At 66.3% G+C, this 22,060-nt stretch carries 22 protein-coding genes and 1 tRNA gene; 7 read left to right on the top strand and 16 right to left on the bottom strand.

Features of this window, described 5'->3' with window-relative positions:
- The first annotated feature begins 235 nt into the window (after positions 1-235).
- Positions 236-496, top strand: coding sequence for a CopG family ribbon-helix-helix protein (locus Q9235_RS20430; RefSeq protein WP_306223646.1), 261 nt, complete (start codon positions 236-238; stop codon positions 494-496).
- A gap of 258 nt (positions 497-754) precedes the next feature.
- On the opposite strand, the gene Q9235_RS20425 is transcribed toward Q9235_RS20430, so the two are convergent.
- A tRNA-Ala gene (locus tag Q9235_RS20425) sits at positions 755-830 on the bottom strand.
- A 119-nt stretch (positions 831-949) separates the two neighbouring features.
- Between Q9235_RS20425 and Q9235_RS20420 the strand changes: the two genes are divergently transcribed.
- Positions 950-1,240 (top strand): YggT family protein, encoded by a 291-nt coding sequence (locus tag Q9235_RS20420; protein ID WP_047573508.1) that lies wholly within the window; start codon positions 950-952, stop codon positions 1,238-1,240.
- A gap of 209 nt (positions 1,241-1,449) precedes the next feature.
- Positions 1,450-3,045 (top strand): gamma-glutamyltransferase, encoded by a 1,596-nt coding sequence (locus tag Q9235_RS20415; protein ID WP_306223645.1) that lies wholly within the window; start codon positions 1,450-1,452, stop codon positions 3,043-3,045.
- A gap of 50 nt (positions 3,046-3,095) precedes the next feature.
- On the opposite strand, the gene Q9235_RS20410 is transcribed toward Q9235_RS20415, so the two are convergent.
- Both Q9235_RS20410 and Q9235_RS20405 read right to left on the bottom strand, forming a co-directional pair.
- On the bottom strand, positions 3,096-4,679 hold the full coding sequence (locus Q9235_RS20410; RefSeq protein WP_306223644.1) for an ABC transporter substrate-binding protein: 1,584 nt from the start codon (positions 4,677-4,679) through the stop codon (positions 3,096-3,098).
- A gap of 44 nt (positions 4,680-4,723) precedes the next feature.
- Positions 4,724-6,217: an amidase gene (locus tag Q9235_RS20405; RefSeq protein WP_306223643.1), complete on the bottom strand. Its 1,494-nt coding sequence runs from the start codon at positions 6,215-6,217 to the stop codon at positions 4,724-4,726.
- 248 nt (positions 6,218-6,465) lie between these two features.
- On the opposite strand from Q9235_RS20405, the gene Q9235_RS20400 reads away from it, so the two are divergent.
- Positions 6,466-7,164 (top strand): carbonic anhydrase, encoded by a 699-nt coding sequence (locus tag Q9235_RS20400; protein ID WP_306223642.1) that lies wholly within the window; start codon positions 6,466-6,468, stop codon positions 7,162-7,164.
- 20 nt (positions 7,165-7,184) lie between these two features.
- On the opposite strand, the gene Q9235_RS20395 is transcribed toward Q9235_RS20400, so the two are convergent.
- The gene (locus Q9235_RS20395) at positions 7,185-8,114 is read right to left on the bottom strand and encodes a site-specific tyrosine recombinase XerD (RefSeq protein WP_306223641.1); all 930 of its coding nucleotides are present in this window, start codon (positions 8,112-8,114) and stop codon (positions 7,185-7,187) included.
- Positions 8,111-8,257, bottom strand: a complete 147-nt coding sequence (locus Q9235_RS20390) for a histidine kinase (RefSeq protein WP_291654263.1) — start codon at positions 8,255-8,257, stop codon at positions 8,111-8,113. The genes Q9235_RS20395 and Q9235_RS20390 overlap by 4 nt, the downstream gene beginning before the upstream one ends.
- A gap of 190 nt (positions 8,258-8,447) precedes the next feature.
- Between Q9235_RS20390 and Q9235_RS20385 the strand changes: the two genes are divergently transcribed.
- Both Q9235_RS20385 and aroB read left to right on the top strand, forming a co-directional pair.
- Positions 8,448-9,047, top strand: coding sequence for a shikimate kinase (locus Q9235_RS20385; protein ID WP_306223639.1), 600 nt, complete (start codon positions 8,448-8,450; stop codon positions 9,045-9,047).
- Positions 9,044-10,183, top strand: coding sequence for a 3-dehydroquinate synthase (gene aroB / locus Q9235_RS20380; protein ID WP_306223638.1), 1,140 nt, complete (start codon positions 9,044-9,046; stop codon positions 10,181-10,183). The genes Q9235_RS20385 and aroB overlap by 4 nt, the downstream gene beginning before the upstream one ends.
- 6 nt (positions 10,184-10,189) lie before the next feature.
- Here the strand turns inward: aroB and Q9235_RS20375 are convergent, their stop codons facing one another.
- From Q9235_RS20375 to Q9235_RS20325, 11 genes are all read right to left on the bottom strand, one after another.
- Positions 10,190-10,525 carry a DUF1330 domain-containing protein gene (locus Q9235_RS20375; RefSeq protein ID WP_306223637.1) on the bottom strand — a complete coding sequence of 112 codons (336 nt, stop codon included), beginning with the start codon at positions 10,523-10,525 and terminating at the stop codon, positions 10,190-10,192.
- A gap of 101 nt (positions 10,526-10,626) precedes the next feature.
- Positions 10,627-11,739 (bottom strand): calcium:cation antiporter, encoded by a 1,113-nt coding sequence (locus Q9235_RS20370; RefSeq protein ID WP_306228375.1) that lies wholly within the window; start codon positions 11,737-11,739, stop codon positions 10,627-10,629.
- Between the two features lie 165 nt (positions 11,740-11,904).
- Positions 11,905-13,719: a glucan ABC transporter ATP-binding protein/ permease gene (locus Q9235_RS20365; protein WP_306223636.1), complete on the bottom strand. Its 1,815-nt coding sequence runs from the start codon at positions 13,717-13,719 to the stop codon at positions 11,905-11,907.
- Positions 13,720-13,830: 111 nt separating this feature from the next.
- Positions 13,831-14,118 carry a hypothetical protein gene (locus Q9235_RS20360; RefSeq protein ID WP_306223634.1) on the bottom strand — a complete coding sequence of 96 codons (288 nt, stop codon included), beginning with the start codon at positions 14,116-14,118 and terminating at the stop codon, positions 13,831-13,833.
- Positions 14,119-14,124: 6 nt separating this feature from the next.
- A complete protein-coding gene (locus tag Q9235_RS20355) occupies positions 14,125-15,135 on the bottom strand; it encodes a WD40 repeat domain-containing protein (RefSeq protein WP_306223633.1) in 1,011 nt (336 codons plus the stop codon).
- A gap of 14 nt (positions 15,136-15,149) precedes the next feature.
- Positions 15,150-16,112, bottom strand: coding sequence for a CobW family GTP-binding protein (locus Q9235_RS20350; RefSeq protein ID WP_306223632.1), 963 nt, complete (start codon positions 16,110-16,112; stop codon positions 15,150-15,152).
- Positions 16,113-16,155: 43 nt separating this feature from the next.
- Positions 16,156-17,097, bottom strand: coding sequence for a metal ABC transporter substrate-binding protein (locus tag Q9235_RS20345; protein WP_306223631.1), 942 nt, complete (start codon positions 17,095-17,097; stop codon positions 16,156-16,158).
- Between the two features lie 33 nt (positions 17,098-17,130).
- A complete protein-coding gene (locus tag Q9235_RS20340) occupies positions 17,131-18,006 on the bottom strand; it encodes a metal ABC transporter permease (RefSeq protein ID WP_306223630.1) in 876 nt (291 codons plus the stop codon).
- A gap of 22 nt (positions 18,007-18,028) precedes the next feature.
- Complete coding sequence (gene aztA, locus Q9235_RS20335; RefSeq protein ID WP_306223629.1) at positions 18,029-18,763, bottom strand: zinc ABC transporter ATP-binding protein AztA; 735 nt, start codon at positions 18,761-18,763, stop codon at positions 18,029-18,031.
- A 10-nt stretch (positions 18,764-18,773) separates the two neighbouring features.
- Positions 18,774-18,923, bottom strand: coding sequence for a hypothetical protein (locus Q9235_RS20330; RefSeq protein WP_306223628.1), 150 nt, complete (start codon positions 18,921-18,923; stop codon positions 18,774-18,776).
- Positions 18,924-19,182: 259 nt separating this feature from the next.
- Positions 19,183-20,817, bottom strand: coding sequence for an OpgD/OpgG family glucan biosynthesis protein (locus tag Q9235_RS20325; protein WP_306223627.1), 1,635 nt, complete (start codon positions 20,815-20,817; stop codon positions 19,183-19,185).
- Positions 20,818-21,037: 220 nt separating this feature from the next.
- Here Q9235_RS20325 and Q9235_RS20320 point away from each other — a divergent pair, with 220 nt between their 5' ends.
- The gene (locus tag Q9235_RS20320) at positions 21,038-22,003 is read left to right on the top strand and encodes a TAXI family TRAP transporter solute-binding subunit (RefSeq protein WP_306223626.1); all 966 of its coding nucleotides are present in this window, start codon (positions 21,038-21,040) and stop codon (positions 22,001-22,003) included.
- The last annotated feature ends 57 nt before the right edge of the window (positions 22,004-22,060 follow it).

Genomic DNA, 22,060 nt, shown 5'->3' with positions numbered 1-22,060 from the left:
TCCTAAAAGAGCATCCCTCCTTCGTGGTTTATGTCAGGCGCGAGCACAGCACAAAGAACAGTCAGGCAAGTCGAATCTGGGAAAGATCCTCTCAAGCCCAATTCCGGGCGTCCAAATGGCAGAGCAATCGGCACACGGAGGCCACTTGGTCGGGGGCAGTGAGGCCAGTTCTGCCCGCCAAGCTTGACGTTGCGCCTGTTTGTTATACGCCGTATTACAAGCATGGATTTTCCAGATGAGCAAAGTCGAGCTATCCGACCCGATCGCGTTGAGGATCCCGGTCGACGTCCTGGGTGATATCGAGAAAATAGCCGCGGTTTCTGAGCGCACGCGCTCTTGGGTAATCGTACGGGCGCTGAGGCTGTATCTGGCCAGCGAGGGAGCCGATTGCCTCGCGATCATTTGTGGTCGTGAAGAGGCCGCAGAAGGGGGCGGTCACGATGCTGACGATGTCCTCGGGGAACTGGAAAGCATCGTCCGCGGCAAGCTCGCTTGATAAAAGGCCCGGCTGTCGTCTGAAGCGAGAGCCAACATCATCCAGGAAGCACGAAGCCGCTATTGGAGCGTGCACGAGCAAGGCGAGATTCTAGAATCACGATCCAATCCTTGTCGGGGACCGACCGAGAGCAAAAAATACGACCAGAATTGGGTACATGACCGGGTACAGCAATGGGTACGAGGAGATTTTCCCCGCTTCCCGTAAGCGCATGAATTTGCTATGCTAATTCAGCTTCGGTCGCACACCGATTTGGCCTGGTGGAGCTGAGGGGATTCGAACCCCTGACCTCTGCAGTGCGATTGCAGCGCTCTCCCATCTGAGCTACAGCCCCAAGGCGCTGGCCTTCTAGGCTGTGCGTCGCGTGGATGTCAATCACTTCCGCCATCTGATTTTGGCGCGAGCAGGGGATATTCCGCGTCACCTTTCCGGACAGGCCTAAAAGGAACATCGATGCGTGCCGTTCTCGACGTGGTTCTGCTCGCCCTGCAGATCTATGTGTGGATCCTGATCGCCTCGGCGGTGCTGAGCTGGCTGATCGCCTTCAACGTCATCAATACGCGCAATCAGTTCGTCTCCACCGTCTGGGACGCCCTCTATCGCGTCACCGAGCCCGTGCTGCGGCCGATTCGCGAGCGCCTGCCCAATCTCGGTGGCCTCGACATCTCCCCGATCATCCTGCTGCTGATCATCTATTTCATCCAGAGCGTGATCATCCGCTACATCTACCCCAACGTGTTCTGACCAGTCATCGGACCGAAAAGTGGAATGCACTTTTCGGACAGATCCGATGCCAGAACCAGGAGAAGGATCGTCACGTTGTGCCCGAGAAGGCGCATGACGATCCGCCCGCGCCCTGCACGGGGCGCGGCCCATGATCCGCCACGACGCATTCGACGCCATGGCGCACGGCATGCAGTATGGCCGCCTCGCCAACGCTTCGAGGTTTACGCATGGCCGCTGCCGCCCTCCCCTATCGCAGCCAGAACTGGGCTCTGACCAAACCCGCCGCGCGCGGCAAGCACGGCATCGTCGTCTCGCAGAGCCGTGAGGCTGCAGAGGCCGGAACCGCGATCCTCGAACAGGGCGGCAATGCGGCCGACGCCGCCGTCGCCGCCTGCTTCGCGCTCGCCGCAGTCGAACCCTGGAACAGCGGGCTCGGCGGCATCGGCTTCGCGGTTGTGCTGAAAGCCGGAGACAGCCGCGCGCAGGTCGTCGATTTCGGACCGGTGGCACCGCGCCGCGCCGATCCCGCCGACTATCCGCTGACCGGCGAGATGAAGAAGGACCTCTTCACCTGGCCGGAAGTGGTCGATGATCGCAACATCCACGGCCCGCTCTCCTTCGTCACGCCCTCCTCCGTCGCCGGCTATGCGAAGCTCAAGGATGCGTTTGGCTCGAAGTTGCCGCTAGCCGATATTCTTGCCCCGGCCATCGCGCTCGCCAAGCGCGGCCTGCCGGCCGATTGGTACACGACGCTGAAGATCGCCTCGTCCGCCTCGGTCCTCAGGCTCTATGCGGAAAGCGCCCGCATCTATCTGCCCGGAGGCCTGCCGCCAGTGCCGCCCTATCAGGGCATCCCGGGCTTCATGAAGCTGGGGAACCTCGGCGACACGATCGAGCGGCTGGCGAAGGCCGGGCTCGGCGACTTCTACCGCGGCGATGTCGCGAACCGGCTCGTGGCGGATATCGCCGCTGCCGGCGGCGTGGTGGATGCCCAGGATCTGGCGAACTGCAAGGCCGAGTTGCGCGACGCCCCGATGATCGACTGGCGCGGCAGCCATCTCATCCACACCGCCGGCGGACTGACCGCCGCCCCGACGCTTGAGCGCGTCGTCGCCGGCATGGCCGATGCCACGCTCGACGGTGGCGGTCCCTCCGCCGAATGGTACGCCAAGCTCTCGCAGGTGATGCGACAGGCCTACAAGGAGCGGCTCGACGGCCTCGGCGCCGCCGTGACCGCCAAGGAGCCGGGCGATACCTGCACGACCCATCTCACCGTGGTCGATGGCGAGGGTAATCTCGTCACCGTCACCACGACGCTGCTCTCCTCGATGGGCAGCCGCGTCGTGCTGCCCTCGACCGGCGTGCTGATGAACAACGGCATGATGTGGTTCGATCCGCGCCCCGGCAGCGCCAATGCGATCGCACCCGGCGCCCGGCCGCTCTGCAACATGTGCCCGGTCGTGGTGACGCCGAAGGATGGCGGCTGGCCGCGCCAGGCAATGGGCTCCTCCGGCGGGCGCCGCATCCTCGCCAGCATCTACCAGACGCTGGCCTGGCAGCTCGATTTCGGCATGGATACCGAGGCAACCGCGCATCAGCCGCGCATCGACGTCTCCGGCCCGGATTCGGCCAGCGCCGATCTGCGCCTGCCGGCCGAGACGCTGGCTGCGCTGGAAGCGGCAGGGCCGACCGCGATCGTCGAGCACAGCGTGCTGCCGATCAATTTCGCCTGCCCGAACTTCGTCCGCGTCGACAAGAGCGGCGCGGAGGGATCGAGCGACGCTGCCTCGCCCTGGTCGGCGGCCGTGGCGGCCGCGCGCTGAAACAAAAAAGGGCGGCCTTGTCGGCCGCCCTTCGGTCTCGTGTTTGACGATCAGCCGCGCTTCAGTCCCCACGGATAGGGCGCCGAACCGGCGAGCATCCCGGTCATGTCCTTGCGATAGGCCGTGCGGCTGACGAACTGGCCGAGCGGGATGGTCGCGACCTCCTCGAGCGCCAGCCGGGCCAGCGCCTTGGCGCTCTTGCGCTGAGCGGCCTCGTCGGGAGCGTAGAGCCATTCCTCGGCCAGGGCCTCGGCGGCATCGCTCTTCCACCAGCCGAACCAGCCCTTGTCGCCCTGCCCGCGCACCAGCGTCGACATGGCCGGGTTGCCCCAGCTCGTCGCCGATCCCGTGGTGTGGAAGATGCTCCAGCCGCCCTTCTCGGTGGATTCGCGGCTGCCGCGGCGCTGCACGACCGTGCCCCAGTCGCTCGCCGCCATCTCGACATTCATGCCGAGTTGCTTGAGCAATTCGAAGGTCACCTCGCCGAGCGGGCCGATATCCGGGAAGTCGGTCGGGTTGATGATGACGACCTTCTCGCCATTGTAGCCGGATTCCTTGAGCGCCGCCTTCGCCTTCTCCAGGCTCTGCGGCATCAGGTCCTCCTGCTCTCCGTCGAAATAGGGCGTGCCGCGCCACCACAGGCTGCGGCAGGTCTGCCAGAGCGTGGTGTCGTCGCCTTGCGCGGCGCGCATGTAATCTTCCTGCTTCACCGCCATCCGGACGGCCGCACGCACCTTCGGGTTGTTGAAGGGGGCCTGTAGATGATTGAGCCGGATGATCGCGCCGCGCCCGGCCTTGTCGATGATCTCCTGCTTGATATCCTTATTGCTGGCCAGCATCGGCTGCAGGTCGGTGAGAGGGCGCTCCCACCAATCGATCTCGCCGCGCGTCAGCGCCGCCCCGGCCGTCGCCGGGTCGGGCAGGATGTTCCACTCGATCCGCTTGAAATGCGCGACCTTGCCGCCGGCATTGCGGCTGGGCGGTTCGGCTCTCGGCTTGTAGCCCTCGAATTTCTCGTAGACGACCTTGCTGCCGGACACATATTCGGACGCGACGAACTTGTAGGGGCCCGAGCCCATCATCTCGGTGACCTGCGTATTCGCATCGGTCTTGGCCAGGCGCTCCGGCATCATGATCGGCGGCTGGTCGGATTTCGCCAGGCAGTCGAGCATCATCGGGAAGGGGCGCTTGAGCTTGATCTCGACGGTGCGCTCGTCCGGCGCGCCCCATTCCTCGACCGCACGGCCGAGCAACTGGCCGTAGGGGTCGCGCTGCGTCCAGCGCTTCAGGCTGGCGGCGCAGTCGACCGCCTTGACCGGCGTGCCGTCATGGAAGCTGAGGCCCTCGCGCAGCTTGATGCGCCAGGTCTTGCCGTCGGCCGAGACCTCGTGCCCCTCCGCCATCTGCGGCTGCGGCTTCAGGTTCTCGTCCGCCCCGTAAAGCATGTCGAAGACGTAGTAGCCGTGGTTGTTGGTGACGGTCGCGGTCGTCCAGACCGGGTCCAGCGCCGACAGATTGGCCTGCGGCACGAACTTCATCACCGTGCTGCTGGCCTGCGCCGCAGCCAGCCGCGGCAGAGCCGGCCCGGCCAGGCCGAGCGCAGCCGTCCCCATCAGAAAATCACGACGCTTCATCCGTATTCTCCCCATTATGATTGGCTAGGAATGCAGGTCCGGCTTCAGGCGAAGCCCATGAAGTTCGAGCTCTCGCTGAGCGGTCGCGCCTTGGCGAGCCTGGCGAGATCAGGCACCGGGCGCGCGGTCAGCGGGTCGCCGGCAAGCGCCGCTTCCAGCGCCGCCGCGACCGCCAGGACCTTGGCGTCGCCACCGCGCGGCCCGACGATCTGCAGGCCGAAGGGCATGCCGTTGCGGTCGAGCCCGACCGGCAGCGAGATCGCGGGATGGCCGACGATGGTGACGGCATAGGCGGCCGCCAGCCAGTGGAAATAAGTCCGCGTCGGCTTGCCGTCGATCTCGGACGGGAAGAGCTCGGTCCAGGGCCGCGGGCTCAACGTCACCGCTGGCGAGAGGATGACGTCGTAATCGTTGAAGAAGCGCTGCCAGCGCTGGTAGATCACCGTTTGCTGCTTCATCGCGCGGGTCACGTCGAGCGCCGAATAACGCAGGCCCTCCTCGACATTGGCACGCACGTTGGGCCCGACCATGTCCGGCGTATCGCGCACCTTGTCGAGATGCGCCGCGAGGAAGTTGCTGGCGCGCAGGATCTCGAAGACCTCGTCCGTGCCTTCGCAATCCGGCGTCGCCTCCTCGGCGGCCTGGAAGAGATGGCTGAAGGCCTTGGTCTTGTCGAAGAAGGTGTCGCGGATCAGCCGCTCGGTCGGCGCGAAGCCGAAATCGGGCGTCAGCGCCACCTTGAGCGAGGCGAGATCGATCGCATCGGGACGTGCGAAATCCTCCGGCCGTCGCACGGTCTTGCCGTGGATCGTGGTCGCCAGAGGATCGGCGGCGGCATCCGAGACCATGGTCGAGAGCAGCAGGCAGAGATCCGGCAGGTTGCGCGCCATCGGGCCGAGCACCGGTAGCGGCGACCAGCCGAGCTGGCGCTTCTCGCTCGGCACGAGGCCAGGCGTGGGCCGAAAGCCGACGATGCCGTTGAAGGCGGCCGGATTGCGCAGCGAGCCACCGGTATCGGAGCCCGTCGCGAGCGGCACCATATTGGTCGCCAGCACGACGCCGGAGCCACCGGAGGAGCCGGCCGCGCTCTTCGAGGGATCGAAAGGGTTGCCGGTCGCGCCATAGACGGCGTTGCGGGTATTGGCGCCGGCGCCCCATTCCGGCGTGTTGGTCTTGCCGGCGATGATCGCGCCGGCCTTGCGCACGGAGGAGACGATGAGCTGGTCTTCCTTCGGCACGAAATCGCGATAGAGCGCGCTGCCATAGGTGGTGCGCAGGCCAGCGGTGTTCTCGAGGTCCTTGATCCCGATCGGCAGGCCATGCAGGGGCCCAAGCGCATCGCCGCGCGCCGTTGCCTCGTCGGCAGCAAGGGCATCCTTGCGCGCCTTGTCGTCGTCGCGCGCGACCATCGCGTTCACGGCGGGATCGATCGCATCCATGCGGCGGATACAACTATCGAGCAGTTCGCGGGCCGAGAGTTTCTTGGCGCCGATCAGGGCGCGCGCGGCAACGGCGCTGAGGTCGCAGGGTTCGGTCAAGGCAGGTCACTCCGTTGCGCTCAGCCCCACGCAAGCGCTATGCCGCGCCGGGCGATCCAGCCAGACTAGGCAACGAGGCCGAGATGTCCATGACCCGGCGGCGCATGCGGCCCCTTCCTCATCCGCGGGTTCGTGATCGTTGCGGCCGCCTCGGAAAGGCGTTGGGCAAGGTCCGGCAGGCGGGCTGAGCGATACCGCACCGCAACATCGACTTGACGAAGCCGACGGATTCCTGTTCCACAGGGGCCATGGACAAGCCTGCAGAGCCATTCCCGCAGCGCCTGACGGAAGGCTACCGCGCCTTCCTCGACGATCGTTTCATCCGAGAGCAGAGCCGCTACGAAGAGCTCGGCGAACACGGCCAGACGCCGCAGATCATGCTGATCGGCTGCTGCGACTCGCGCGTTTCGCCCGAAGTCATCTTCGACGCGAAGCCCGGCGAAATGTTCGTCGCGCGCAACATCGCCAATCTCGTGCCGCCCTTCCAGCCGGACGACCAGCTCCACGGCACCTCGGCGGCGCTCGAATACGCCATCCAGGCGCTCAAGGTCCGGCATATCGTCGTGCTCGGCCATGGCCGCTGCGGCGGCATCCGCGCCTTTGCCGACGACAGCCAGCAGGCGCTCTCGCCGGGCGACTTCATCGGCAAATGGATCACGCTGATCGGCCCCGCCGCCGAACGCACCGGCGGGCGCGGGCGCAACGAGAATTTCGAGGACTATCTCCAGCGGCTGGAACTGGCCTCGATCCAGCAGTCGCTCGCCAATCTGCGCACCTTCCCTTGCGTGCAGATCCTCGAAAGCAAAGGCCGCCTGCACCTGCACGGCGCGTATTTTGCGGTCGCCACCGGCGTACTGATGATCCTCGACAACGCGACCGGTCAGTTCATCCCGGCCGTCGGCGAGATGCCCAAGCGCGTCCAGCAGATCCGCTGCTCCGAGGCCTGATTTCCGCGCGTCATCCCGCATCACTCTCCATCCGCGAGGGGATGGAGATCGCGCACCATGCTCTTCAATCGCTCGTCGAGGACATGGGTGTAGATCTGCGTCGTGGCGATATCGGCATGCCCCAGCAATTCCTGCACCACCCTGAGATCGGCGCCGTTCTGGAGCAGATGGCTGGCGAAGGCATGGCGCAGGACGTGCGGGCTCAAGGCCGCCGCCGATAGCCCGGCCGCCCCGGCCAGTGACTTGAGGTCCCTGGCGAAGACCTGACGGGTCAGATGCCCGCTTTCGCCCTCCGAGGGAAAGAGCCAGCGCCCATCCGCCGCTCCGGCCTCTTTCAGCGCCTCCAGCCAATCCCGCGCTGCGCCGCGTGCGGCATCGTTCAGCGGCACCAATCGCTCCTTGTCGCCCTTGCCGCGCACAATCAGGAAGCGCTCGCGCGTTGTCGCAGCCGACAGGGGCAGTGCGATCAGCTCGGAGACGCGCAGGCCCGTGGCATAGAGCATCTCGACGAGACAGCGCATGCGCAGGGCCTTCAGCCGCGCTGTCTTCGATAGCCCCTCGCCTTCGCAAGCAACCCGCGCCGCCTCCATCAGCCGGTCGACGTCCCCGACTGTCGCCACCTTCGGCAAAGGCCGACCGAGCCGCGGCCCCGAGATCGCCGCCGAGGGATCGGTGCCGGCAAGCCCTTCCGTGTAGAGGAAGCGGTGGAACTGACGCACGGCCGAAAGCCGCCGCGCCGCCGAGGAGGCCTTGAGCCCGCGCGCCGCCAGATCCGCGAGCCAGCCGCGGATATCCTCCGCCGTGGCATCGCCGGGGGCCTTGCCGCCGAGGAACTCCAGATAATCCGCAATGTCGCGCTCATAGGCGTCGAGCGTATTGCGCGCCGCGCCGCGCTCGGCGGCCAGCATGTCGAGGAAGGCGTTCAGTCGCTGGCGCCCCAGCCGGCTCATTTCGGTTGCAGCTTGGAGGGCGGCACGATCTCGATCATCTCGCGCTGGACCGGTTCGACGAAGGTGACGAGCGCGATCATGCCCCCGAAGATCAGCCCGGCGATGATCGCGATGAAAGCCAGGAAACGGAACAGCGTCGGCACGTCGGGCGGACTCTCGCAATCGCTTGGCGGTGCGCGCGATCCCGGCACCGGACTTGGTTATCCCTGATCGCAGCCGGCTCGCGCAAGAGCACGCTGGCCACAGCTCCGTGCAAAGCCGCTCCGAACGCATGACAGGGGCATGACGCAGCGGCTGGCCGGTGCTACAGCCGTCCGAAGGACCGAAATCACCATGACCGCCGCCGCTGCCATTGTTGCCTCCGACATGACCGATCTCCGCTCCATCATCGGCCAGCGCGCGATCGTGCTCGTCGGCATGATGGGCTCCGGCAAGAGCTCGGTCGGCCGCCGGCTGGCCGGGCGCCTCGGCCTGCCCTTCGTCGATGCCGATACCGAGATCGAGACGGCGGCGCATATGACGATCCCCGAGATCTTCGCGCAGCGCGGCGAAGCCGAGTTCCGCGAGGGCGAGCGCCGCGTCATCGCCCGCGTCCTGACGACCCGCGCCCCGCTGGTGCTGGCGACCGGCGGCGGCGCCTTCATGAATGCCGAGACGCGCGCCCGGGTGAAGGAGCTCGGCATCTCGGTCTGGCTCAAGGCCGAGCCCGACGTGCTGATGCGCCGCGTCCGCCGGAATTCGAAACGGCCGCTGCTCCAGACCGCCGATCCCGAGGCGACCTTGCGCCGGATGCTGGCCGAGCGCGAGCCGGTCTATGCGCTGGCCGACATCACCATTCTGTCGAGCGACGAGCCTCACGAAGTCGTGGTCGGCGAAACCATCGCCGCATTAGGCGGCTATCTCGGGCCGGCAGCCGGAGCGACATCATCATGAACGTCACCACGCCCGGGAAGAGCGGTGCCCGCATCGTCGTCCCTGTCGCGCTCGAAGGCCGCGGCTACGACATCCATATCGGCCGCCACCAGCTCTGCGAAGCCGCGGCCCTGATCGCCGCCTTTGCACCCGGCGCCAAGGCCGCGCTCGTCACCGACGAGAGCGTCGCCGCCCTGCATGGCGCCGCCTTCGAGACCTGCCTGCAGCAGGAAGGCATTACGGCCACCCGCATCACCATCCCGCCGGGCGAGGCCTCCAAGTCCTATGCCCAGTTCGTCGCCCTCTGCGACGCGCTGCTGGCGGCCAGGATCGAACGCAATGACCTCGTCATCGCCTTCGGTGGCGGCGTCGTCGGCGATCTCACCGGCTTCGCGGCGGCGTGCCTTCGACGCGGCGTGCGCTTCGTGCAGGTGCCGACCACCCTGCTCGCCCAGGTCGATTCCTCGGTCGGTGGCAAGACCGGCATCAACTCGCCGCACGGCAAGAACCTGATCGGCGCCTTCCACCAGCCGGCGCTGGTCATCGCCGACACCGCGCTCCTCGACACGCTGAGCGAGCGAGAGTTCAAGGCCGGCTATGCCGAGGTCGTGAAGTACGGGCTGATCGACGACCCCGCCTTCTTCGACTGGTGCGAGGCGAACTGGAGCCGCGTCATTGCCGGCGGCCCGGAGCGCGACCATGCGGTTGCCGTCTCCTGCCGTGCCAAGGCCGCCATCGTTGCCCGCGACGAGCGTGAGGAAGGCGACCGCGCCCTGCTCAATCTCGGCCATACCTTCGCCCATGCGCTGGAACGGCTGACGAATTACGATTCCGCCCGCCTGGTCCATGGCGAGGCGGTGGCGATCGGTCTCGCACTGGCCTTCCGCTTCTCGCAGAGGCTGGACTTGTGCTCGGGGCAGGATGCCGGCCGCGTCTCGCGCCATCTCGACCATGTCGGCCTGCCCAGCCGCTTGCAGCAGGTACCGGGTGGCGCCGGCAGCGCCGAGGAGATCGTCAACGCCATGGCTCAGGACAAGAAGGTCAAGCGCGGCGTGCTGACCTTCATCCTCGCCCGCGGCATCGGCAAGAGCTTCATTGCGCCCGGCGTCGCGGCGGACGAGGTGCGCGCCTTCATCGAGGCCGAACTCGCAGCCTGAGCGAAGTCAGGCGAGGCCGACCTTCGCCAGGAAGTGGGCGGCGCGATAACCGGGCTCCACGCCCCTCACCAGCATCGTCACGCCGCGCGAATTCTCCGTCCTGAGCGGCAGGATTTCGCGATAGGCCGGTGAATCGTACCAGGCGCGCGCCCGTTCCATGTCGGGAAAGGCGATGATCACGAGATCGCCGGGCCAGGGCCCCTCGACGATCTCCGGTGTCGCGCCATGGATCAGGAACTGGCCGTCATAGGGCGCAATCGTCTCGTCGATGCGCGCGATATAGTCGATGATCTCGGCGCCGAGGCGGACATCCTGCAGATGGGCGATGGCATAGGCGGTCATGGTTCTCTCCTGCAAATCCCGGCCGGAAGGCCGTTCGTTGCGGAGGACCATGACCTGCGGGCTGCATGAGGTCGATTACCACAGGGGTAATCACGCAGCCGTCAGGGGCTGAAAACCAGCACCAGGAAGACGAAGAACACCGCGAGATGCACCGCGCCCTCCAGCATGGTGGTGCGCGTGCCGGTGAAGGTCAGCGTCGAGAGCAGCAGCGTCATGGCGAGGATCACCATATTGGTCGCCGACAGGCCGAGGACGACAGACTGCCCCGTCATGATGCCGATGACCAGAACGGCAGGCACCGTCAATCCCAGCGTCGAGGCCGCAGCGCCCAGGCACAGATTGATGGCGCGCTGCAACTGGTTCGAGGTGATCGCCCGCAGCGCGGCGATGCACTCCGGCGTGAACACCACCGCCGCGATCAGGATGCCGCCGAGCGCCGCCGGCGCACCGAGCCGCGCGATACCGAAATCGAGCACCGTCGCGAGGCTCTTGGCCAGGATCACGATCGGCAGGATATTGGCGAGCAGCAGAAAGACGTGGAAGGGCGTCGAATTGGTCGACATCGCATGGGCGAGGCCGGTCGCTTCCTCGCCATCGGCAGCCGCCCCGGCGGGCTGCTCCTTTTCCGGCTCCAGGAAGAAGGCGCTGTGGCGCCCGGTCTGCAGGATCAGGAAGGCACCGTAGAGCGCCACCGTGAACAGCGAGAAGGCGATGGCCTGGAACGATGTGAGCGTGCCGTCCGGCGTCGACGTGGTGAAGTTGGGCAGGATCAGCGGGATCACCGTCAAGGGGATGATCACCGAGAGATAGGAGCCAGCCCCTTTCAGGTTGTAGCGCTGCGAGAAGTGGCGCAGGCCCCCGATCAGCAGGCCGATGCCGACGACACCGTTGAGCACGATCATCAGCACCGCGAACATGGTGTCGCGCCCCAGTGTCGGCGCGCCCTTGGCGCCGAGCATCACCGCCGCGATCAGGGCGACCTCGATGATCACGATCGAAAGCGTGAGGATCAGCGTGCCATAGGGTTCGCCGAGGCGATGCGCCAGCTCCTCCGCCTCATGCACCACGCCGAAGGCCGTCCAGACGATGATCGCCATGAGCCACATGAAGATCGCCAGCGAGGGCAGCGGCGCGCCAAGCTGGGCGAGCAGGCTCGCGCCAAAAAGCTGGAAGATCAGAACGGTGCCCCAGGCGGCGGCAAGGCGGATCATCATCGTCTTCACGGGGCGGCATTCCTCGTGCGGCGGTGGTGGGTGCGCCGCGGCAAGGCGGCACGACTGATGGGAAGCGGCCGAGGGAAGCCCCCCGAAATGGCTGCAGAACCCTATAAGCATGCCCACGCCGCCGAGGCGAGCCTGAAATGCCCGCGATCTCTTCGCTCAGCCGGGCGCGAGCTTGCCGGCCAGCGGGCTAGCCTCACCTTCGGCGAGCGTCGTCGGCTTGTCGGCGACGAGATACTGCGCCCGCGCCAGCGCCGCGAAACGCCCGCCCTTGGCGACGAGCTCATCGAAGGTGCCCATCTCCTCGACCTGCCCCTGCTCGAAGACGAGGATGCGATCGGCATTGCGGATCGTCGCGAGCCGGTGCGCGATGACAAAGGTGGTGCGCCCCTTCATCACCTCCTCCAGCGCCTTCTGCAGCTTGACCTCGGTCGCCGCGTCGAGCGCCGAAGTGGCCTCGTCGAGGATCAGCACGGGCGGGTTCTTGAGCAGCGCCCGCGCGATCGAGAAGCGCTGACGCTCGCCGCCGGAAAGGGTGCGGCCGCGCTCGCCGACCAGCGTGTCGAGCCCGTCCGCCTGGCGTGCCATGACCTCGGCGGCCTGGGCGCGCTCCAGCGCCTTCATCATCTCGGCATCGGTCGCATCCGGCTTGCCGACGAGCAGGTTCTCGCGGATCGAGCGGGCGAACAGCATCGGCTCCTGAAAGACGACGCCGATATTGCGCCGGAGCGAGAGCAGCGAAATCTCGCGGATATCGGTGCCGTCGACGGTGATCCGGCCCGATTGCGGATCGAAGGCGCGGTGCAGCAGGCCGAGCGTCGTCGACTTGCCCGAACCAGTCGAGCCGACGACGGCGATGGTCTCGCCGGGCTTCACGGTGAAGGATACGTCGCGCACGGCCGCGCGCTTGCCGTCATAGGAGAAGGAGACATCCTCGAAGGCGACCGCGCCTTCGAGCCGGCCGGGGTCCTTGGCGTTCGGCAGGTCGCGCACGCTCGGCAGAGTGTCGAGGACCTCGAAGAACTCCCGCATCTTCGGCGCCTGCATGAAGATGAAGTTCACGAATCCGACGATCTGCTCGAGACGCCCGACCAGCATGGTCGCGAAGCCCATGAAGGTGACGATCTCGCCGACCGTGGTCTGGCCATGCATCAGGAGCCAGGTGCCGACGATGAAGATCAGGAGCACGGTCAGCGTCGCGGAGGCGCGCGTCGCGACATTGGCGACCGCCCACCAGGACAGGACCGGCAGTTGCGCCGCCAGCACATTGGCGATGGTCGTACGCAGGCCGCGCACCTCGGCCTCGATGCGGGTGAAGCTCTGGATCACCGGCACGTTGCCGAGCGCGTCCGAGGCTCGTTCGGCGAGATTCGAGTGATAGGTCTCGACATTGCTCTGCAAGCGGTCGGTCTTGCGCAGCACATAGGCGGTCAGCGAGCCGAACAGCACCACCAGCGCGACCAGGAGCAGGCCAAGCTGCCAGTTCTTCCAGATCGTGAAGGGCAACAGCACGAACAGCGCGACGGCCGAGGCGCAATGCTCGCGGAAGAACGACAGCCACAGCCCCCACATCGCGTTGGTGCCGTCGAGCATGATCTTGAGCACGCGGCCGGAATGGGTCTGGCTGTGATAGGCGAGCGGCAGCGACAGCGCGTGCTCGAAATACTGGGCCATCACCATCAGGCGCGCACGATGGGCGAGCCGGTCCGCATGCAGCGCGACGAAGACGCCGAGCGCGATATTGGTCAGGCCGAAGCCGACCCAGGCGACGATCAAGAGATTGATGCTGGCCCAGGTCAGCGCGCCGCCCGAGGCCTGGATCGTGGTCAGACGGTCGATCAGCGCGCCGAACAGCATCGGCTCGGCGAAGGCGACCGCCGCCAGCACGATATTGGCCAACGCCAGGATGACGCCCAAACGCCTTTCCGGGCCGAGTTCGCCGAGGACGCGGGCATAGAGCGAGAGCAGAGACATCGAAAGGAGCTTTAGCGAAACCGGCGCTGGCGGCAAGCGGTCATCCAGCTCGCTTGATCAGGAGGGTCGCGCTATGTTCGCCCCGGCGGCCTTGCCGAACGACTTCAAGCCCTAAGGCCGCAGGGCTTCGGCCAGCGCTTCCGCCGTCACCTCGGCCATCGCCATCTGCAATTTGTAGGCGCGGGTCTTCTCGCCCGGCTTCATCACGAGAATCACCGTCTCGTTGCCCGGACAGGCGGGATCGGCGCAGATGATCTCGTTGACCGCTATGGCAGCCGTCTCGGGCAGGTCGAGCAGTTCCCGGACCTGCGCCTTCAGTCGTTCGGCCGTGGCCTTGGCTTCGGCCTTCGCATCGCCGCCCTTGCGGGCATCCGGCTTGCCGAAGAGACCGAAGCGCATCGCCGCTCAGTTCGGCAGTGTCAGCACGCCGGCGGCGCCGTCCTCGGCGCCGAAGGCGAGCCGCTTGCCGGCCTTGTCCCAGGCAAAGGCGCTGATGCCGCTGCCGCGCAGGGCCGGGCGCACCAGCAATTCGGAGCCGTCGGTCAGCCGGACCATCAGGATGCAGCCATCATCGTAGCCGATCGCCAGCACCAGCGCGCCCGGATGGAAGGCGACGCGCGTGACGCGGGCATGGCGCACGCCACATTCGCGCGGCGCCTTGCCCTGCGGCCCGTCGCCCTGGAACGGCCAGACGATGGCGCCATCCGCCCCGCTGGAGGCGAGCCAGAGCCCGTCATGCGACCAGGACAGCGAGCGCGGCTTCGCCGGATAGCCGGTCATCCGCATATGGCCGGGCTTGTCGCCGAGCTTCCAGCCATGCAGCGCGTTCTCCTGCATTGAGGAGACGACGAAGCGCCCGTCCGGCGACCAGGCGACGTCGATATGCGAGCCCTTCCATTCCAGGAATTCCGGCTTCGCTTCGGTGTTCGGATACCAGAGCGAGACGCCGTTCATCTGGGCGATGGCGAGGCGATAGCCTTTCGGGGCGAAGACGAGACCCTGCGGCGTGCTCGCCGCCTCCAGCGTGCGGACGCGGCCTTTCTCGTCGCGGGCCTGCACGGTCTTGCCGGTGTTCCAGGCGAGATTGCCGGAGGGCGACAGCGTGATCGCATCGATCCAGCGGCGCTTCTGGTCCTTCGCCAGCTCTTCCGGCTCACCCTCGGAGCGGGTGGCGACGACACGTCCGTCATCGCCGCCTGTGATCAGGCGATCGCCGTCGCCGGTCGCGCAGAGGATGCCGCCGGCATGAGCCTCGACGCTATCCACGACGGCGCCGTCGCGCCAGCGCAGCACGCGCCCATCGGCCAGCGCGAGCACCAGCCCCTGCTTCAGCCAGTGAACCGCGACGACATGCGTCTCGGCAGTGATCGGGGTGACATGCTCGCGCAGCGAGACGGGTGGGGTCATCGTCGTCATGACGCGGCTTTAACTCAGGCCGCGCAGGCTTCAAACCCCCGACGCAATTCGTTCTCGTTGAGATTGCGCCCGATGAAGACGAGGCGGCTCTCGCGGGTCTCGCCATCCTTCCAGTCGCGCTGCAGGTCACCGTCCAGGATCATGTGAACGCCCTGGAAGACGAAGCGGCGCGGCTCGTTCTTGAACGCCAGGATGCCCTTGGAGCGCAGGATGTTCGGCCCCTGGATCTGCGTGAGGTCATTGATCCACGGCATGAACTTCTCGGGATCGACATCGCCCGCCACGGTCAGCGAGATCGAGCGTACGTCCTCGGCATGGTGATGATGGTGGCCTGCCTCGAGGAAATCCGGCTCGATGTCGAGAATGCGGTCGAGATCGAAGGCTTTGCGATCGAGCAGCGCCGCGATATCGACATTGGCGCGCTCGGCCTTGTGCAGCTTGGCATAGGGGTTGATGGCGCGGATCGCGGCCTCGACATCGGCGAGCTCTTCCGCCGTCACGAGATCGGTCTTGTTGAGCACGATGACGTCGGCGAAGGCGATCTGGTTCTTGGCTTCCGGCGCATCCTTCAAACGGTCCTTCAGCCACTTGGCGTCGGTCACAGTGACGACCGCGTCGAGGCGGGTGGCGTCGCCGACATCCTGGTCGACGAAGAAGGTCTGCGCGACCGGCGCGGGATCGGCGAGGCCGGTGGTCTCGACGATGATCGCGTCGAACTTGCCCTTGCGCTTCATCAGGCCGTCGAGAATGCGGATCAGGTCGCCGCGCACGGTGCAGCAGATGCAGCCGTTGTTCATCTCGAAGATTTCCTCGTCGGCCCCGACGATGAGGTCGCCGTCGATGCCGGCCTCGCCGAACTCGTTGACGATCACCGCGAATTTCTTGCCGTGGTCCTCGGTCAGGATGCGGTTGAGGAGCGTGGTCTTGCCGGCGCCCAGATAGCCGGTGAGCACCGTGACGGGGATTTTCTCGGACATGGCTTGACCTGAATGACTGCGACGCGAGGAGGACACCGCCCGGTCAAACCGGGCCGGCGGTCAGCGCCTTTTCGATTTCGCTTATATTGTGCTTCATCATCCGGATGTAAGTCCCCGCCGGCCCGGTTGCGGCCGAGAGGGCATCCGAATAGAGCCGGCCGCCGACCTTGGCGCCGCTCTCGCGGGCGATCTGCTCGACGAGGCGCGGATTGGTGACGTTTTCGAGGAATACGGCGGGGATTTTCTGCGTCTTCACCTGCCGGATGATGCGGGCGACGTCCCTCGCGGAGGCCTCGGCCTCGGTCGAGACGCCCTGCGGCGCCACGAAGGCGATGCCATAGGCCTTCACGAAATAGCCGAAGGCGTCGTGAGTGGTGATCGCCTTGCGCCGCTCGGCCGGAATGCGGGCGATGGCAGCCTTCACCTCGCTTTCGAGCTTGTCGAGTTCGGCGAGATAGGCCGTGGCATTGGCCTCGTAGCTGGCCTTGCCGGCCGGATCGGCCGCGCTCAGCGCGTCCCGGATATTCGCGACATAGATCTTGGCGTTGGCAACGCTCTGCCAGGCATGCGGATCGTCATGACCATGGGCATGCGCATGGCCGCCCTTGGCCTTCTCGTCATGGTCGTCATCGGCTTCGAGCGGGGTGATGCCCTTCGTCGCCTCCGCCATGGTCGCCTTGGTGCCGGAGGATTTCACGAGGCGTGGCAGCCAGCCTTCGAAATGCAGGCCGTTGACGAGGACCAGCTTGGCGGCAGCCATCGCCTTCGCATCGGCAGGCGTCGGCGAATAGACATGCGTATCGCCGTCCGGACCGACCAGCGTGGTCACGCTGACGCGATCACCCCCGACCTGTCGAACGAAATCGCCGAGGATCGAGAAGCTCGCCACCACCGGCAGCTTCTCCTGCGCGAAGGCGCCGAACGGCGCGGCAGCCATGGCAAGCCCGAAAGCGAGGCTGGCGACGAGGGCGCGACGGGTGGGCATGGACGACTCCAATTATGTAACGATATAACGTTTCTATCTCTGAAAATGGGCACGAGGCAAGAGGCGTCGCGCAAGTCCGTCCTGCGAGCCGAACAGGAGTGAGCCGATATAGATCGCGCCAGCAGCCAGGATGATCGAAGGCCCCGCCGGCAGGCTTGACCCCGCCGCGTAGGACGTCACGAGCCCGGCATAGCCGGAGACGATGCCGAAACCGGCCGCGAGCAGCAGCAGGCGGGTGATGTCAGCCGTCCAGAAGCGCGCGGCGGCGGCCGGCAGCATCATCATGCCGACGGCGAGCAAGGTCCCCAGCGCATGGAAACCGGCGACGAGATTGAGCACGACGAGCGCGAGAAAGGTCAGATGCACGACGCCGCCTGAACGGCTGACCGAGCGCAGGAAGCCGGGATCGACGCATTCGAGCACCAGCGGCCGATAAAGCGCCGCCAGCGACAGCAGCGACACGGTCGCGACACCGGCGAGCAGGATCAGCACCTGATCGTCGAGCGCCAGTACATTGCCGAACAGCACATGCAGGAGATCGATCGCCGAACCGCGCAGCGAAACGATGGTGACGCCGAGCGCCAGCGAGATCAGGTAGAAGGCCGCAAGCGAGGCGTCCTCCTTGAGCACGGTCGCGCGGGCCACGGCGCCGGCCGCCAGCGCCACCGCGAAGCCAGCCGCGAGTCCGCCGATCGTCATCGCCGGCAGGGAGAAGCCGGCGACGAGATAGCCCAGCGCCGCACCGGGCAGGATCGCATGCGCCATGGCGTCGCCGGTCAGGCTCATCCGCCGGAGCATCAGGAAGACTCCGATCGGCGCGCCCGAGACGGAGAGCGCAACCACGCCGACGAGGGCACGGCGCATGAAGTCGAATTCGGCGAAGGGGCCGATGAGGAGGTCGTAGAGCATCGGCTTGGCCTGGCTGGGCGGATCAGGCGGCGTCGCGCTGACAGGGAGCGGCGTGGCTGTCGAAAGACTCGACCATGCGCCGCGCCTTCAGCAGATTCTCAGGCGTCAGCACCGTCGCGGTCTCACCCCAGGCCACGGCCTCGCGCGCCAGCAGCAACGTCTGCGGAAAGGCCTGCCGGACCGTCTCGATATCGTGCAGCACTGCGACCACGGTACGGCTCTCGCCATGCCAGCGCCGGACGAGTTCGAGCAGATCGGCGGTCGTGCGCGCATCGATCGCGGTGAAAGGCTCGTCGAGCAGAATCACGTCGGCATCCTGCAGCAGAAGCCGCGCGAACAAGGCCCGCTGCATCTGCCCACCGGAGAGCGTGCCGATCGGGCGGCGCTCGAAGCCGGTCAGGCCGACCGCCGCGATGGCATGCTCGATCTTATGGGCCGCGCCGGCGCCGATGCGACCGAAAATGCCGGCCCGGTTCCACAGGCCCATGGCGACGAGATCATAAACATGGATCGGGAAGGAGCGGTCGAGATCGGCCGATTGCGGGAGATAGGCGAGGCGCTTGCCCTTGGCGAGCACAACACCGCCCGAGAGTGGTGCGAGAGCACCCGCGATGCCCTTGAGCAAGGTCGACTTGCCGGCGCCGTTCGGCCCGACGATGGCGGTCAAGCTCCCGGTTTTGATCTCGCCGGAGAGATGATGCACCGCTGGGTGACGGTCATAGCCCAGTGTCAGATCGGTCAGGCGGACGGCGGACATCAACGCAAACTCACAGGATCACGGCCAGCGTCACCAGCCAGAGCAGGGCGATGACGGCAGCGGCCAATCCCACGCGCGTTCCCGCCGACAGGCGCAAGAGCGACCACCCCGGAGCTTCCGAGGCGGCGCGATGCGTGTGGTGGGCGTGCGCGTGAGCCATAAGAAACGATATAATGTTACGCTCACGCTGGAGCAAGCGTGATTCCGCGCCTGTCCCCAATGCTTGGCAGAGGCATGCTCCGTCACTCTTGTCATTCCGGGGCGCGCCGCAGGCGCGAACCCGGAACCCACGACTGGGTGAGACCTTCCACGCTGCATGATAGGTGGTTCACCCGGTCGTGGGTTCCGGGTTCTTCGCTGACACGAAGCCCCGGAATGACAAGGGTAGCTCCACGAGTACAGCCGGCGCCTGTTCCCGCTCAGAACGGCAGGTACTGATAGAGCCAGGTCTCGGTCAGCACGGTATCGCCCGCCTTGAGATAGCAGCGCATCTCGACCGGCTCGCTGCCGGCGACAGAGAGATCGAACTGGGCGCGCCAATGACCAGGCACCTCGTCCGGCACCGCCTCGGTAAAGACATAGGAGAAGCTGCCCCGCGAGGTGGACAGGATCACCTCAGGCTTCACGCCAAAGGGGATCGTCTCCAGCGCCGGCCCCAGAAATTCGACCATGAACTTGCGCACGCCGCGCGGCCGCACGGTTCCCGGCTGGCCGCCATTGCCGAGCCGCGTCGCGACGACCCGGCCGAGCTGGGTCGGGAACGGCTCGTCGGAGAGCCAGTGCAGCGTGTAGCGGAAATTGTAGACGTTACCGGCCTTTGCAGGGCCTTCAGGCACCCACATCGCGACGATATTGTCGTGGATCTCGTCATCGGTGGGGATTTCGACGAGCTGGACGGAGCCTCTGCCCCATTGCCCGTCGGTCTCGACCCAGAGGCTCGGGCGGCGCTCGTAATGCACGCCGTCGAGATAGTGACCGGTCTCGCGGTCGCGCTGCATCAGCCCGAAGCCGCGCGGATCGCTGTCGACGAAGGACGAGGCCATGGTGTGCGGGGGATTGTTCAGGGGGCGCCAGGCCCGCTCGCCCGGTCCGGTCCAGAGCGCGAGCCCGTCGGAATCATGCACCTCGGGGCGCCAGTCGATCGCCGTCTGCTTCGCGGTCTCGGAATACCAGAACATCGAGGTCAGCGGCGCGATGCCGAGCCGCGAGACGTCCTTGCGCAGGTGCAGCGCAGTCTCGATCTCCATGGTAACGCCCTTGCCGCGATTCATGCGGAAGCGGTAGGCGCCGGCCAGGCTCGGCCCCGAGAGCAGCGCATGGATCACGACATACTCGGCGCCGGCCTGCGGCGTTTCCAGCCAGATATGGGTGAAATCCGGGAATTCCTCCACCTTCCCGGAGACGGCCGGATCGATCGCGACGCCGCGCGCCGACAGGCCGTACTGGTAGAGCTCGCCGATGGCGCGGAAATAGGAGGCGCCGAGGAAGGCGACCCAGTCATTCGTCTTCCAGTCGAGCGCCTCGCCATTGCGGCCGGGATGGCCGCTGCGGCTTTCCTGCAGGCGGAAACCCGCAAAGCCCGCCCCGGCCGGCAGGTCGCGCGCCGGGGAATTCGCCGGCATCTCGAAATAGCTGGCATCGTAGACGATCTCCCGGGCCTTGCCGTCCTCGACGACATGCATCCTGACCGGCTTCTGGAAGAAGCGGCCGAGATGGAAGAAGGTCACCGGCCAGGGCGAGGGGCCGTTGGCCCAGAGCGCCGATTCCGGCTTGAACCGGATCTTGCCATGGGCGTCGTAATCGATCCGCTGCATCACCTCGGGCCGCGGGTTGGGCGGCGCCTCATAGGGCTTGGCCGCCATCTCCTTCGCCCGCGCCTTCAGCGTCTCGAAGGTGAAATCCTTGCTGTCGCCGAGCTTGAGCCCCTGCTGCGCCAGCGCTTCCGGCGCGAATCCGAGCGCGGCCAGCGTCGCTGTCGCACCCGCACCTGCGAGAAGAGTTCGTCGGTCGAGGCGAAGCCCCTGGCTGCTACCCTGCTCGGCGCGGTCCTGCATGTCGTTCCTGATCGCTCGTTGCTCGGAGACACGGCCGATCCGCCCCTGGCGAGCTGACCGTGCGAAACCGGAGATAGGCAGCCAATCATGGCGAAACCAGTCCGGTCCTTCGGCTAAAGGTGGAGTGCTGCCGGTCGTCGAGCGCTTTCCCTTTCGGGTTCAGCATGCTCTAAAAACGCGACAACTGGCCGCATGAGCCGGACCGCATCAGGGAGACATCATGACATCGCTGTTCCGCAGCCGCCTTGCCGGCTTTGCCGCTGCCGTCACGCTCATTGCCGCGCCGGCCGCGGCAAGCGCCCAGGACTTCATCAACATCCTGACCGGCGGCACCTCGGGCGTTTATTACCCGATGGGCGTCGCGCTCTCGAAGATCTATGGCGAGAAGATCCAGAACGTCCGCCCCACCGTGCAGGCCACCAAGGCTTCGGTCGAGAACCTCGTTCTGCTCCAGCAGGGCCGCGGCGAGATCGCGTTCACGCTCGGCGACTCGCTCGATGCCGCCTGGAAGGGCGACGAGGAAGCCGGCTTCAAGGCGCCGCTGAAGAAGCTGCGCGGCATCGCCGCCGTCTATCCGAACTATGTCCAGATCGTCGCCTCCAAGGAGAGCGGCATCAAGACGCTGGCCGATCTCAAGGGCAAGCGCCTCTCGGTCGGCGCGCCGAAATCCGGCACGGAGCTCAACGCCCGCGCGATCCTCGCCGCCGCCGGCATCACCTATAAGGACCTCGGCAAGATCGAGTACCTGCCCTTCGCCGAGTCTGTCGAGCTCATGAAGAACCGCCAGCTCGACGCCACCCTGCAATCGGCCGGCCTCGGCGTCGCCTCGCTGCGCGACCTCTCGACCTCGGTCGAGATCAATGTCGTCGAGGTGCCTAAGGCCGTGATCGACAAGGCCGGCCCGCCCTTCATCAGCGCCCCTATCCCGGCCAACACCTATACCGGCCAGAACGCCGACGTGAACACGGCTGCCGTCGTCAACTACCTCGTCACCCATGAGGGCGTGAAGGAGGAACTGGTCTACCAGATGACCAAGAACATCTTCGAAAACCTCGGTGAGCTCGCCGCCTCGCATTCGGCCGGCAAGGAGATCAAGCTGGAGAAGGCGACCGACGGCATGCCGGTCCCGCTCCATCCGGGCGCCGCGCGCTACCTGAAGGAAAAGGGCCTCAAGGTCGGCTCGTAACGTGCGTGTCATCCCGTGCGCGCCGCAGCGTGAAACGCTGCTGCGCAGACACGGGAC

This window comes from Bosea beijingensis (assembly GCF_030758975.1).
Taxonomy (GTDB): Bacteria; Pseudomonadota; Alphaproteobacteria; order Rhizobiales; family Beijerinckiaceae; genus Allobosea; species Allobosea beijingensis.
Note: the sequence above shows the minus strand (reverse complement) of the source record. Positions and strands in the feature narration are given on the sequence as shown.